The organism is Paraburkholderia phymatum (assembly GCF_038900715.1).
Classification (GTDB): Bacteria; Pseudomonadota; Gammaproteobacteria; order Burkholderiales; family Burkholderiaceae; genus Paraburkholderia; species Paraburkholderia phymatum_A.
In genome coordinates, this window is the sequence record NZ_JAYMRZ010000001.1 from 192,464 (window position 1) to 205,763 (window position 13,300).

A 13,300-nucleotide genomic window follows, 5' to 3' on the forward strand; every position below is an offset into this window, starting at 1 on the left:
CTTGAAAATAAATGGGGGCGGCCGGCGCGGTTTCAACGCCCGTCTTCGATTCGTCTGGTTTCATTGCGCTTTCGGCGCCGCCCCTGCCGATGCTTGCGAGTCTAGCGCGGCTTGCGCTCCGGCAGCGGGATCCATTCCGTTTCGCCCGGCACCTTGCCCATTTCCTGATTCGTCCAGGCGGCCTTCGCGTGCTCGATCTTCTCGCGCGAGCTCGAAACGAAATTCCATTCGATGAAGCGTTCGCCGTCGAGCTTCTCGCCGCCGAGCAGCATCACCGTCGCGCCTTTCACGCTCGCGAGCGTGACGGTTTCGCCGGGCGCGAGCACGGCCATCTGCTCGGCTTCGAGCGGCTGGCCGTCGAGCGACAGATCGCCGTCGACGAGGTACACGCCGCGCTCGTCGTGCTCCGGTTCGAGCGCAAGCGCGCTGCCGGGCGAAAAGTGCGCGGCAGCATACAGCGTGCCCGAGAACGTGCGCGCGGGCGCCGTATGACCGAACGACGTGCCCGCGATGATGCGCAAGATGACGCCGTTTCGTTCGATCTCCGGAAGCGTCGAGCCGGGATGATGCTCGAACGACGGCTCGGCGTCCTCATCGGCGAGCGGCAGCGCGACCCAGGTCTGGATGCCGTGCACCGTCGAGCCGTTCGCGCGTTCCGGTTCGGGCGTGCGCTCCGAATGCACGATGCCGCGGCCGGCCGTCATCCAGTTGACGTCGCCGGGGACGATCCTCTGTTCGGAACCAATGCTGTCGCGATGCATGATCGCGCCTTCGAACAGATACGTGACGGTCGCAAGGCCGATGTGCGGATGCGGACGCACGTCGAGTCCTGTTCCTGCTGGCAGCGTCGCGGGGCCCATGTGGTCGAAGAAGATGAACGGGCCGATGAGACGCGCGGCCATCGCGGGCAGCACGCGCCGCACGGCCAGATTGCCGATGTCGCGGACATGAGGCTTGAGAACCGCTTTGATCGATGAGGACATGACAGGCTCGATGGGTGGGGACAGGGCAGGTCATTCTACTGCCCATGCCGGCGGGCTGCGCGCGAGGATGACGCGACAGGGCGCACGCGTTTCGCAAAGCAGAAGATGCCTTTGCCGCCGCTCCGCTACACTCTTTTCTTTCAGAACAAGTAGAAGAGGAGTCCAGATGTCGCCGAAAGACCTGCTGCTGGCGCTGGTCGTCGTTCTCGCGTGGGGCGTGAACTTTGTGGTGATCAAGGTCGGCTTGCATGGCGTGCCGCCGATGCTGCTCGGCGGCCTGCGCTTCACGCTCGCCGCGATTCCCGCTGTGTTCTTCATCAGGCGGCCGAAGATGCCCTGGCGCTGGCTCATCGCGTATGGTGCGACGATCTCGCTCGGCCAGTTCGCGTTCCTGTTCTCGGCGATGTACGTCGGCATGCCGGCCGGTCTCGCGTCGCTCGTGTTGCAGGCGCAAGCGTTCTTCACGCTCGGCTTTGCCGCGCTGTTCCTGCACGAGCGCTTTCGCGCGCAGAACGTGCTCGGTCTCATGATCGCGGCGATCGGGCTCGCGGTGATCGGCATGCAGGGCGGCCACGCGATGACGCTCACCGGCTTCATCCTCACGCTGTGCGCCGCCGTGATGTGGGCGCTCGGCAATATCGTCACGAAGAAGGTCGGCAAGGTCGATCTGGTCGGACTTGTCGTGTGGGGCAGTCTCGTTCCGCCCGTGCCGTTCTTCGCGCTGTCGTATCTGCTCGAAGGGCCGCAGCGCATCGAGGCTGCGTTGACGGGCATCGGCGCGACGTCGGTGTTCGCGATCGTCTACCTCGCGTTCGTCGCGACGCTGCTCGGTTACGTGCTGTGGAGCCGCTTGCTGTCGCGGTATCCGGCGGGGCAGGTCGCGCCGTTCTCGCTGCTCGTGCCGATCATCGGGCTTGCGTCGGCCTCGGTGCTGCTCGGCGAGTCGCTGTCGGCCGCGCAGATCGGCGGCGCGGCGCTCGTGATGGCGGGCCTCGCTGTCAACGTGTTCGGCGGCTGGGTCGTGCAAAGGCTCGCGCCCGCGCGTTGAACCGCGTCGAGTTGATCTTTGGCGACTCGTAAAACGGCAACGGCCGCACTTCGCAGTGCGGCCGTTTTGCTTGCGGCGCGGGATGAGTGAAAAGCCTGGGACTCAGGTCATCCGGCTCTTCGCGAGCGGCGGGTTCGCGGCAAAGTAGCGCTTGATGCCGCTCAGGATCGCGTTCGCCATCTTCTCGCGATACGCGTCGTCGTTCAGACGGCGCTCCTCATCCGGGTTGCTGATGAACGCGGTCTCGACGAGGATCGACGGAATGTCGGGCGCCTTTAGCACGGCGAAGCCCGCCTGTTCGACGCTGCCCTTGTGCAGCTTGTTGATCCCGCCGATTTCCTTCAGCACGAATGTGCCGTAGCGCATCGAGTCGCGGATCTGCGCCGTCGTCGACATATCGAACAGCGCGCGGTTCACGCTCGCATCGGCGGACTTGATGTTGATGCCGCCGATCTGATCCGACGAGTTTTCCTTGTTCGCCATCCACCGCGCGGCCGCGCTCGACGCGCCATGCTCCGACAGCGCGAACACCGACGAGCCGTTCGCTTCGGGCGTCGTGAACGCATCCGCGTGAATCGACACGAACAGGTCCGCGCCGACGCGCCGCGCCTTCTGCACGCGCACGTTCAGCGGCACGAAGAAGTCGGCGTCGCGCGTCATCATCGCCCGCATGTTCGGCTGCGCGTCGATCTTCGCGCGCAGCTTCTTCGCGATGTCGAGCGCGACGTGCTTCTCGTAAGTGCCGCTGCCGCCGATCGCGCCGGGGTCTTCGCCGCCGTGGCCCGGATCGATCGCGACCGTCAGCAGGCGCACCGTCGTGCTGCCCTTCTTCGGCGTGGTGAACTTGTACGTGTCGTCGCCGTTGTCGCCTTCGTTATCCGTATCGTTGTCGTTGTTGCGCGCGATGACGGGCGGCGCGGGCGTCGGCGTGGGCTTAGGCGTGTGCGGCGCCGGCGCCGCATGCGCGGGCGGACGCGGCGCGGGTGCGGAAGACGAGGGCCCGTTGTTCTGCGCGTACTTCTCGAAGAAGGCGTCGCTGTTGTCGGCGGGCGGCGTGGTCGGGCCGCCCAGCGTCGCGGCGGGCGGCGCGGACTCTTCGTTGAGCTTGTCGAGCTGCTGCTGCTTGCGCTCCGTCTGCGCGAGCAGGTCCATCAGCGGATCGGGCGCGACGGCGGGATACAGATCGAACACGAGACGGTACTTGTACGTGCCGACGGGCGGCAGCGTGAACACCTGCGGCTTCACCGAGCCCTTCAGGTCGAACACCATCCGCACCACATGCGGCTGATACTGACCGACGCGCACTGATTGAATCTGCGGATCGTTCGGCGCGATCTTCGAGACGAGATCCTTCAGCGCCTGATCGAGGTCGAGACCGTTCAGATCGACCACCAGCCGGTCGGGGCCTTGCAGCATCTGCTGCGTGTTCTGCAGCGGCTGATCGGACTCGATGGTCACGCGCGTGTAGTCGCGCGCGGGCCACACGCGCACGCCGAGTACCGACGACGCCCATGCGAAGCGAGGAGCGGCAAGCCCGAGGACGAGGGTGGAAGCGCCCGCGCGAAGAATCTGCCGGCGACGCCAGTTGTGCGTCGCCGTGGCCGCCGATTCGATCGAGCGGAACGGTTTGATCAACATCTTTCGAGACATGCCTTTCCTGATTCGCTATACGCCCGGGCGACCAGCCTGCGGCCATCGCCGTCGACGTCGAGCGAGAACACGAGATCCGGCACGCCTAGCAGACTGCCCGCGCGTTGCGGCCATTCGACGAGGCAGATAGCGCCGCTGTCGAAGTACTCGCGAAAGCCTGCATCGGCCCATTCGGCCGGATCGTTGAAACGGTAAAGATCGAAGTGATACAACTCGAGTTCCCCATCCGGCCGTTCGACCGCATAAGGCTCGACGAGCGTATAGGTGGGGCTGCGCACGCGGCCCGTGTGTCCGAGGGCGCGCAACGTTGCGCGCACGAGTGTCGTCTTGCCGGCGCCCAGGTCGCCGAAGAGCTGCACCTGAAGGCCGCTGAATGCGAGGTCGCCCGACCCGCTGCCTGCGCTGCGCACGCTGTCGATTGCATGCGCGAAGCGTTCGCCGAATGCCATCGTGGCGGATTCGTCCGCGAGCGCGAAATGGCGCTCCAGCAGGACGGCAGCAGACGGTTGATTCGCGAGACGTGATTGATCGGGCATTCTCGTAAAATGGCGTTATGAACCAAAGCCAGCAGCATCCCGACGCCTTGTCGGAGCAAGATCGGGAGCGACGTCCCGACGCGCATTCGCCACCCCGTGCGGCGAACGACGAAGCACCTGCCACGCGTCATTACGATGAAGCGCAACTGGCGGCGCTTGCTTTGCGTATCCGGAACTGGGCACGCGAGCTGGGTTTCGGCGCGGTCGGCATCAGCGATATCGACCTGTCGAACGCCGAAGCGGGCCTTGCTGCATGGCTCGACGCGGGTTGCCACGGCGAGATGGATTATATGGCCAAACATGGGATGAAACGTGCGCGGCCAGCCGAGCTTGTGGCCGGAACGCGACGCGTGATCTCCGTGCGAATGGCCTATTTGCCCGCTCATTTGCCTCGTTCTTCGGATGTGCGAAAGGATGATGAAAGTGCGAGCGCGGACACTCGAAGCGTTCAGCACGACTGGCGACTGGAAGAGCGTGCGCGTCTCGACGATCCGTCGGCGGCTGTCGTGTCGATCTACGCGCGCGGCCGCGACTATCACAAGGTGATGCGCAACCGTCTGCAGCAACTGGCCGGACGGATCGAAGCGGAAGTCGGCCCGTATGGTCATCGCGTGTTCACCGATTCAGCGCCCGTGCTCGAAGTCGAGCTTGCGCAGAAGGCGGGCACGGGCTGGCGCGGCAAGCATACTTTGCTGCTGCAACGCGATGCGGGGTCGCTCTTTTTCCTCGGCGAGATCTTCGTCGATCTTCCCTTGCCGACGGATGCCGGGACGGCGCCTGAACGCGCGCCCGAAACGCCGGGCGCGCATTGCGGCAGTTGCACGCGCTGCATCGGCGCATGTCCGACGGGCGCGATCGTCGGGCCGTATCAGGTCGATGCGCGGCGCTGCATTTCCTATCTGACGATCGAGCTGAAGGGCAGTATTCCCCAGGACTTGCGGCCGCTGGTCGGCAATCGTGTGTACGGCTGCGACGATTGCCAGCTCGTGTGTCCGTGGAACAAGTTCGCGCAGGCCGCGCCCGTCGACGATTTCGACGTGCGTCATGGACTCGATCGCGCGTCACTCGTCGAACTGTTCGGCTGGAGCGCCGAGGACTTCGACACGCGCATGCAGGGCAGCGCGATCCGCCGCATCGGCTACGAGTGCTGGCTGCGCAATCTCGCCGTCGGCATGGGCAATGCGCTGCGGGCCGCGCCGCAGAGCCTTTCCGCCGACGCGCGCGCCGCCATCGTCGACGCGCTGCGCAAGCGCGCCGACGATCCGTCGCCGCTCGTGCGCGAGCACGTCGAGTGGGCGCTGGAAGCGGCATAGCAACGTTGAATGGACCTTCCGGAAGAGGTGAGCACATCATGTTCGATGCAGTGATCGATGCGCCGTTCGGCAAGATCGGCTTGCGCGTGCAGGGCGGGCCCGATGGCGAGACCGTGCGCGAAATCGTCTATCTGCCCGATTCGGTTGCGAACGTCGAGCCGCAGTCGTCGCTCGCGAAACAGGCTGTCGAGCAGATCGAGCACTATTTGCAGCGCGCGTCCGCCACTTTCGATCTGCCGCTCGCCAGCGTCGGCACGCCTTTCCAGCGGCGCGTGTGGCAAGCGATCTGCGAGATTCCGCCGGGGACGGTGCTGACCTACGGGCAGCTTGCGAAGAGCATCGGCAGCGTGCCGCGCGCCGTCGGCCAGGCGTGCGGATCGAACTTCTTTCCGATCGTGATTCCGTGTCATCGCGTGGTGGCGTCGGGCGGCATCGGCGGCTTTGCGCATACGGGCGGCGACGGCTACTATCGCAACGTCAAACGATGGCTGCTGAAACACGAGGGCGTACCCTACGCATGACTGATGTGCTGACCGAAGACGCGCGGCCCGCGTCACCTTTGCTGCTGACGAGCGGCGCGTCGATCGACGCGTTCTGCGATGCGCTGTGGCTCGAGCATGGGCTCGCGCGCAACACGCTCGATGCGTACCGGGGCGACTTGCGGCTTTTCTCCGAATGGCTCGCGGACACGCGCGATGCATCGCTGGATACGGCGACGGAAGCCGATCTGACGGCCTATAGCGCCGCGCGCGCGAAGGACAAGTCGACGTCGGCGAACCGGCGTCTTTCCGTGTTTCGCCGCTACTACGCGTGGGCCGTGCGCGAGCATCGCGCGGCGGCCGATCCGACGCTGCGCATCCGCTCGGCGAAGCAGCCGCCGCGCTTTCCGTCGACGCTGACGGAAGCGCAGGTCGAAGCGCTGCTCGGCGCGCCGGATGTGACGACGCCGCTGGGCCTGCGCGATCGCACGATGCTCGAGCTGATGTACGCGAGCGGCTTGCGCGTCAGCGAACTCGTGACGCTGAAGACGGTGGAAGTCGGCCTGAACGAAGGCGTCGTGCGCGTGATGGGCAAGGGTTCGAAAGAGCGGCTGATTCCGTTCGGCGAAGAGGCGCACGGGTGGATCGAGCGCTATCTGCGCGAGTCGCGGCCCGCGCTGCTCGGCCAGCGTTCAGCCGATGCGCTGTTCGTCACCGCGCGCGCCGAGGGCATGACGCGCCAGCAGTTCTGGAACATCATCAAGCGCCACGCGATGACCGCGCATATTCACGCGCCGCTGTCGCCGCATACGCTGCGTCACGCGTTCGCGACGCATCTGCTGAACCATGGCGCCGACTTGCGCGTCGTGCAACTGCTGCTCGGCCACACCGATATCTCGACGACGCAGATCTACACGCACGTCGCGCGCGAGCGTCTGAAGACGCTGCACGCGGCGCATCATCCGCGCGGGTGATCGCTTTCTCGCTGCTGATCTTTCTTGCGGCTGATTTTTCGAGCGGCTGATTTTTCTTGCGCTAACCGTTACCGCGCGGCTCATGCGAGATCGCGCAACCGGTGCTTGAGGATCTTGCCCGTCGATGCGGCTGGCAGTGCGGCCAGCACCCTGATTTCGGCGGGACGCTTGTACGGCGCGAGCCGCGTTTCGCACCATTCGGCCAGATCGGCGGGCGTCGTGGCCGCGCCACCGATCAGCTCGACGAACGCCACCACTTCCTCGTTGCCCTCGATCGCGCGCCCGATCACCGCGGACTGCACGACATCGGGATGCGCATTCAGCGCCTGTTCGACTTCCACTGGATAGACGTTGAAGCCCGAGCGGATGATCAGCTCCTTGCTGCGCCCGGCGATATGCAGCGCACCGTCCGCTACCTCACGCGCGAGATCGCCCGTCCTGAGCCAGCCGTCTTCGGTGATGGCGGCCTGCGTCTGCTGCGGATTGCGATAGTAGCCGAGCATCACGTTCGGGCCGCGCACCCACAGTTCGCCGACTTCGCCTTGCGCGACATCCACTCCATCTACGCCGACGAAACGCACTTCGATGCCTGGGATCGGCTGGCCGACGGAGCAATCGGCGCGCGGCGCGTCGATCATCGTTTGAGAGACGGTCGGGCTGCTCTCGGTCATCCCGTAGCCGTTGTGAAGCGTGACGCCATACACGGCTTCGACACGCGCCTTCAACGCGGCGTCGAGCGACGAGCCGCCCGAGTACGCAAAACGCAGTTGCGGCGCGGACCACGGCAGCCCGTTTGCCTGCAGATATTCGAGCAGCTTCGCGTGCATCGCGGGCACGCCCTGGAAGATCGACACGCGTTCTTCGGCGAGCGCGCGGCGCACGGCTTCGGGCGAGAAGCGCGGCGCGAGCCTGAGCGTCGCGCCCGCATACAGGCTGCCGAGACACACCGACGCAAGCCCGTACACATGCGAGATCGGCAGCACGGCATAGACGACGTCATCGGCGTTGACGCGCCTCAGCGTGCTCGACATCGTCGCGATGAACAGCAGGTTGCGATGCGACAGCATCACGCCCTTCGGCGCGCCCGTCGTGCCCGTGGTGTAGATCAGCGCGGCGCATTGACGGTCGGAGGCGGTTTCGACGGGTTCCGCTTGCGCTGCGTCGTCGACCGCGTAGCACCACGCGCCGATGTCGATGTCGATGCCGGACGCGTGCTTCGCGCCGTGGCGTTCGGCGTGCTGCCGCGCATCGGGCGATGCGTCGACGGCATACGTGACGATGCGCGGCTGCGCGTGTGCGCGGATCGCATCGAGTTCGCCCGCCGACAGCCGCGCGTTCGACACCAGCGCCCATGCATCGAGCTTCGCGGCCGCGAACAGCAGCACGATCTGCACGATGCTGTTTTCCGCGACGATCATCACGCGGTCGCCGGCGCGCACGCCTTGCTCGCCCAGCAGCGCGGCGACGGCATCCACGGCTTGCGCGAGTTGCGCGCGCGTGAGACGCCGTTCGTCCTCGATCAGCGCGACACGTTGGGGATCGCGCGCGGCGATCAGCGCCGGCATATCGGCGATGCGCGCTGGGAGCGACGCGAGCAGGGCGGCGGCGTCGATGCGCTGCGGCGCGTCTACCGCGACGTCAGGCGGCTGTGAGACTGGCTTCAACGATGTCTCCTTCATGGACGATCCGTGCGCCTGAACCGGCTGCATGCCGCTGCGCCGGAAGGCTGTCGAACGAGCGTGCCATAATCCGCGGACGCGCACAATTGGCCATCTGGCAAATGGTCGATGCGTCGCGCGGACATTACAATGCGCCGATGAGTAAATCCAGACACGTCTCCGAAACCCCTGCCACGCAGTTCTTGCGCCGTCACAAGGTCGAATTCGGCGAGCATCCGTACGACTACGTCGATCACGGCGGCACAGGTGAATCGTCGCGGCAGCTTGGCGTCGACGAACATCATGTCGTCAAGACGCTCGTGATGGAAGACGAGCAGGCCAAGCCGCTGATCGTGCTGATGCATGGCGATCGCACGGTGTCGACGAAGAATCTCGCGCGGCAGATCGGCGCGAAACGTGTCGAGCCGTGCAAGCCCGAAGTGGCGAGCCGGCATTCGGGCTATCTGATCGGCGGCACGTCGCCGTTCGGCACGAAGAAAGCGATGCCCGTGTACGTCGAATCGACCATACTCGAACTGGACAGGATATGGATCAACGGCGGGCGGCGCGGCTTTCTCGTCAGCATCGCGCCGGGCGTGCTCACGTCGCTGCTGTCCGCGAAGCCGGTGCAGTGCGCGAGCGTCGATTGACGCGCGCGCCTGCATCTGTAAAACGGCGTGAACGCGGCGGTAGAATGTGCGCCGTTGCGCCTGCGCTGCCAGGAGACCTGCGCCGCTTGCTGCGCTTTCCAATACTGATAAGAGTTTCAACATGGAAAACCTGATTGTCGCCGTCGTGGCTTATCTGATCGGCTCGGTGTCGTTTGCCGTGATCGTCAGCGCCGCGATGGGACTCGCCGATCCGCGCTCGTACGGCTCGAAGAACCCCGGCGCCACGAACGTGCTGCGTAGCGGCAACAAGAAGGCAGCGATTATCACGTTGATCGGCGACGCGTTCAAAGGCTGGATCGCCGTGTGGCTCACCGGGCATTTCTCGGCGCGTTTCGGACTCGACGATACGTCCGTCGCGATCGCCGCGATCGCCGTTTTTCTCGGCCACCTGTATCCCGTCTACTTTCGCTTCAAGGGCGGCAAGGGCGTCGCGACGGCGGCGGGCGTGCTGCTCGCGATCAATCCCGTGCTTGGCATCGCGACGCTGCTGACCTGGCTGATCGTCGCGTTCTTCACGCGCTACTCGTCGCTTGCTGCGCTGTGCGCGGCCATTTTCGCGCCGCTGTTCGACGGCTTTCTGTTCGGCGCGAACGTGATTGCGCTGGCGATCGTCGCGATGAGCGCGCTACTGATCTGGCGTCACCGCGCGAACATCGCGAAGCTGGTGGCAGGGCAGGAAAGCCGCATCGGCGACAAGAAGAAAGCGGAAGCGGCCACGCGGCCGGCGTCGCACAAGCATTGAATTCGCAGCAGCGGCGAGGCCGCATCGCCGCTTCTTGCTCAAGCCGTATACCCAAGCAATCGACATGCGCCGTCCGGCGGACGGCACATGTCGGCACACATCAGTCGCGGAAGTTGTTGAAGTCGAGCGGCGTATCGGTCACGTCCTTGCGGAGCAGCGCGATCACACTTTGCAGATCGTCGCGTTTCGTGCCCGACACGCGCACGGCATCACCCTGAATGCTCGCCTGAACCTTGATCTTGCTGTCCTTCACGAGCTTGACGATTTTCTTCGCGAGATCGCCGGACACGCCTTTCTTCACGGTGACGACCTGCTTGACCTTGTCGCCGCCGATCTTCTCGATCTTGCCGTAGTCGAGGAAGCGCACGTCCACGCTGCGCTTCGCCATTTTCGACACGAGCACGTCCTTCACCTGGCCGAGCTTGAACTCGTCGTCGGCATACGCGGTGAGTTCGCGCTCCTTCTGCTCGACGCGGGCGTCCGAGCCCTTGAAGTCGAAGCGCGTCGAGATTTCCTTGTTGGACTGCTCGACGGCGTTCTTCACTTCGATCATGTTGGCTTCGCAGACGACGTCAAACGATGGCATTGCATTCTCCCATTTGTATCGAGCGGCGGCGCTCCGCCTAACGTCAGACGGCTGCGCGCGACGCACTCGCTATAATCACGAACCGGTGTCATTTTACCGACCCCTTTCCCTTTTGCCCAAGGCTCGCGAACCGATTGCGCCGTACCGTTCGCGCTTCGCAGGGCGCTTGCCAGAACACCTGATGTCCGAGTCCGATCTGCTCCCGTTCACCGCCGGCTTCCCGCTGAAGCCGCACAACACATTTGGCTTCGATGTGCGCGCGCGTCTCGCATGCCATATCGAAAGCGAGGCGCAGCTGCTTGCGGCCGTGCGCGATCCGCGCGTGGCGGGCTTGCGGCGCCTCGTGCTGGGCGGCGGCAGCAACGTCGTGTTGACGGGCGATTTCGACGGCCTCGTGCTGCTAATCGGGCTGCGCGGCCGCAAGCGGGTCCGCGAGGACGCCGATGCGTGGTACGTCGAAGCCGCTGCGGGTGAGAACTGGCACGACTTCGTTTCGTGGACACTTGCAGAGGGCATGCCAGGCCTCGAAAATCTCGCGCTGATTCCGGGCACGGTCGGCGCGGCGCCGATCCAGAATATCGGCGCGTATGGGCTGGAGATGTGCGAGCGCTTTGCGTCGCTGCGCGCAATCGAGCTCGCAACGGGCGAGACGGTCGAATTCGATGCCGACGATTGCCGTTTCGGCTATCGCGACAGCTTTTTCAAGCAGGAAGGGCGCGGCCGTTTCGTGATTACGTCGGTGACGTTCAGATTGCCGAAAGCGTGGACGCCGCGCGCCGGTTACGCAGACATCGCGCGCGAGCTTTCCGCCGTCGGCCTGGTCGATGCGACGCCCACGCCGCGGGCGATCTTCGATGCCGTCGTCGCCGTGCGCCGCGCAAAGCTGCCCGATCCGCTCGCGCTCGGCAACGCGGGGAGCTTCTTCAAGAATCCTGTCGTCGACGCAGCGCAGTTCGACGCCTTGCTCGCGAAGGAGCCGGAGATCGTGTCGTATCGGCAGGCGGATGGACGCGTGAAGCTCGCCGCGGGCTGGCTGATCGACCGCTGTGGCTGGAAGGGCCGCGCGATGGGGGCGGCGGGCGTGCATGAGTGTCAGGCGCTCGTGCTCGTGAATCGCGGCGGCGCGAGCGGGGCGGAAGTGCTGGCGCTCGCGAAAGCGATCCAGCAGGACGTGGCGCAGCGGTTCGGCGTCGAACTGGAGGCTGAGCCGGTTTGTCTTTGAGTTTGAACGGCTCGCTTGTACGCGAACTCAAGCGAGTCTGAAATGAAAAAAGCGCCGGGTGTGAACCCGGCGCTTCCTTTTTGCAGCAGCGTTTTATCGCTTAGCCACGCTTGCGGCGTGCGTTTTCAGCGATACGCATACGCAGCGCGTTCAGCTTGATGAAGCCGCCGGCGTCGGCCTGGTTGTAGGCGCCGCCGTCGTCGTCGAACGTTGCGATGGTCTTGTCGAACAGCGTCTCCTTGGAGTCGCGCGCGACGACCGACACGCTGCCCTTGTAGAGCTTCACGCGCACCCAGCCGCTCACCTTTTCCTGCGTGTGGTCGATCAGCACCTGGATCGCGCGGCGCTCCGGGCTCCACCAATAGCCGTTGTAGATCAGCGACGCGTAGCGGGCCATCAGGTCGTCCTTGAGGTGCGCGACTTCGCGGTCGAGCGTGATCGATTCGATGCCGCGGTGCGCCTTCAGCATGATCGTGCCGCCCGGCGTTTCATAGCAGCCGCGCGACTTCATGCCGACGTAGCGGTTCTCGACGAGATCCAGGCGGCCGATACCGTGCTTGCCGCCGAGGCGGTTCAGCTCGGTCAGCACTTCGGCGGGCGACATGCGCTTGCCGTTCAGCGCGACGGGGTCGCCGTGCTCGTACTCGACGTCGAGGTATTCCGGCTGATCCGGCGCTTCTTCCGGCGATACCGTCCAGCGCCACATTTCCGGTTCGGCTTCCGCCTTCGGGTCCTCGAGGTGACGGCCTTCGAACGAGATGTGCAACAGGTTCGCGTCCATCGAGTACGGCGCGCCGCCTTGCTTGTGCTTCATTTCGATGGGAATGCCCGCTTTTTCCGCGTAGGTGAGCAGCTTTTCGCGCGACAGCAGATCCCACTCGCGCCACGGGGCGATTACCTTGATGCCCGGTTCGAGCGCGTAGTAGCCGAGCTCGAAGCGCACCTGGTCGTTGCCCTTGCCCGTCGCGCCGTGCGACACGGCTTGTGCGCCGCTTGCGCGCGCGATTTCGATCTGGCGCTTCGCGATCAACGGACGCGCGATCGACGTGCCCAGCAGATATTCGCCTTCGTAGATCGTGTTCGCGCGAAACATCGGGAACACGAAGTCGCGCACGAACTCTTCGCGCAGGTCTTCGATATAGATGTTTTCCGGCTTGATGCCGAGTTGCAGCGCCTTCTTGCGAGCCGGTTCCAGTTCTTCGCCCTGGCCGATATCGGCCGTGAACGTGACGACTTCGGCGTCGTAGTTGTCCTGCAACCATTTCAGGATGACGGAGGTGTCGAGACCGCCCGAATAGGCGAGCACGACTTTGTTGATATCGCTCATGGTGAACTCGTAGCTGGGAGAACTGAGCGCGTCGGCCGGTCCGGCGCGCGGAAAAACCATATTTTGACACTAAACCGCCGCATGTCCCGCGATTTCGGGTGCGGCGGCCAG

At 64.9% G+C, this 13,300-nt stretch carries 13 protein-coding genes; 7 read left to right on the forward strand and 6 right to left on the reverse strand.

What is annotated here, in order from left to right; genetic code table 11:
• Nucleotides 1-101: 101 nt before the first annotated feature.
• Complete coding sequence (locus VSR68_RS00840; RefSeq protein ID WP_342938003.1) at nt 102-983, reverse strand: pirin family protein; 882 nt, start codon at nt 981-983, stop codon at nt 102-104.
• A gap of 166 nt (nt 984-1,149) precedes the next feature.
• Here VSR68_RS00840 and VSR68_RS00845 point away from each other — a divergent pair, with 166 nt between their 5' ends.
• Nucleotides 1,150-2,031, forward strand: a complete 882-nt coding sequence (locus VSR68_RS00845) for an EamA family transporter (RefSeq protein WP_342938004.1) — start codon at nt 1,150-1,152, stop codon at nt 2,029-2,031.
• Between the two features lie 102 nt (nt 2,032-2,133).
• Here VSR68_RS00845 and VSR68_RS00850 read toward each other — a convergent pair whose 3' ends face one another.
• Nucleotides 2,134-3,681, reverse strand: coding sequence for an N-acetylmuramoyl-L-alanine amidase (locus VSR68_RS00850; protein ID WP_342938005.1), 1,548 nt, complete (start codon nt 3,679-3,681; stop codon nt 2,134-2,136).
• A complete protein-coding gene (tsaE, locus tag VSR68_RS00855) occupies nt 3,663-4,217 on the reverse strand; it encodes a tRNA (adenosine(37)-N6)-threonylcarbamoyltransferase complex ATPase subunit type 1 TsaE (protein ID WP_342938006.1) in 555 nt (184 codons plus the stop codon). Before tsaE ends, VSR68_RS00850 begins: the two co-directional genes overlap by 19 nt.
• Before the next feature lie 146 nt (nt 4,218-4,363).
• Here tsaE and queG point away from each other — a divergent pair, with 146 nt between their 5' ends.
• Genes queG through xerD form a run of 3 tightly spaced genes read left to right on the forward strand, consistent with a single transcriptional unit; the run spans nt 4,364 to nt 6,983 of the window.
• Nucleotides 4,364-5,530: a tRNA epoxyqueuosine(34) reductase QueG gene (gene queG / locus VSR68_RS00860; protein ID WP_428983442.1), complete on the forward strand. Its 1,167-nt coding sequence runs from the start codon at nt 4,364-4,366 to the stop codon at nt 5,528-5,530.
• Between the two features lie 38 nt (nt 5,531-5,568).
• Nucleotides 5,569-6,051 (forward strand): methylated-DNA--[protein]-cysteine S-methyltransferase, encoded by a 483-nt coding sequence (locus VSR68_RS00865; protein ID WP_342938008.1) that lies wholly within the window; start codon nt 5,569-5,571, stop codon nt 6,049-6,051.
• Complete coding sequence (gene xerD / locus VSR68_RS00870) at nt 6,048-6,983, forward strand: site-specific tyrosine recombinase XerD (RefSeq protein ID WP_342938009.1); 936 nt, start codon at nt 6,048-6,050, stop codon at nt 6,981-6,983. The genes VSR68_RS00865 and xerD overlap by 4 nt, the downstream gene beginning before the upstream one ends.
• Nucleotides 6,984-7,063: 80 nt before the next feature.
• On the opposite strand, the gene VSR68_RS00875 is transcribed toward xerD, so the two are convergent.
• Complete coding sequence (locus tag VSR68_RS00875) at nt 7,064-8,647, reverse strand: class I adenylate-forming enzyme family protein (protein ID WP_428983436.1); 1,584 nt, start codon at nt 8,645-8,647, stop codon at nt 7,064-7,066.
• A 152-nt stretch (nt 8,648-8,799) separates the two neighbouring features.
• Between VSR68_RS00875 and ybaK the strand changes: the two genes are divergently transcribed.
• The gene (gene ybaK / locus VSR68_RS00880) at nt 8,800-9,291 is read left to right on the forward strand and encodes a Cys-tRNA(Pro) deacylase (RefSeq protein ID WP_342938011.1); all 492 of its coding nucleotides are present in this window, start codon (nt 8,800-8,802) and stop codon (nt 9,289-9,291) included.
• A 121-nt stretch (nt 9,292-9,412) separates the two neighbouring features.
• The gene (gene plsY / locus VSR68_RS00885) at nt 9,413-10,054 is read left to right on the forward strand and encodes a glycerol-3-phosphate 1-O-acyltransferase PlsY (RefSeq protein ID WP_090865636.1); all 642 of its coding nucleotides are present in this window, start codon (nt 9,413-9,415) and stop codon (nt 10,052-10,054) included.
• A gap of 100 nt (nt 10,055-10,154) precedes the next feature.
• Here plsY and VSR68_RS00890 read toward each other — a convergent pair whose 3' ends face one another.
• Nucleotides 10,155-10,640, reverse strand: coding sequence for a YajQ family cyclic di-GMP-binding protein (locus tag VSR68_RS00890; RefSeq protein WP_087739445.1), 486 nt, complete (start codon nt 10,638-10,640; stop codon nt 10,155-10,157).
• Nucleotides 10,641-10,821: 181 nt separating this feature from the next.
• Between VSR68_RS00890 and murB the strand changes: the two genes are divergently transcribed.
• On the forward strand, nt 10,822-11,862 hold the full coding sequence (gene murB / locus VSR68_RS00895) for a UDP-N-acetylmuramate dehydrogenase (protein WP_342938012.1): 1,041 nt from the start codon (nt 10,822-10,824) through the stop codon (nt 11,860-11,862).
• Between the two features lie 100 nt (nt 11,863-11,962).
• Here the strand turns inward: murB and VSR68_RS00900 are convergent, their stop codons facing one another.
• The gene (locus VSR68_RS00900) at nt 11,963-13,189 is read right to left on the reverse strand and encodes an argininosuccinate synthase (RefSeq protein WP_342938013.1); all 1,227 of its coding nucleotides are present in this window, start codon (nt 13,187-13,189) and stop codon (nt 11,963-11,965) included.
• Nucleotides 13,190-13,300 lie beyond the last annotated feature (111 nt).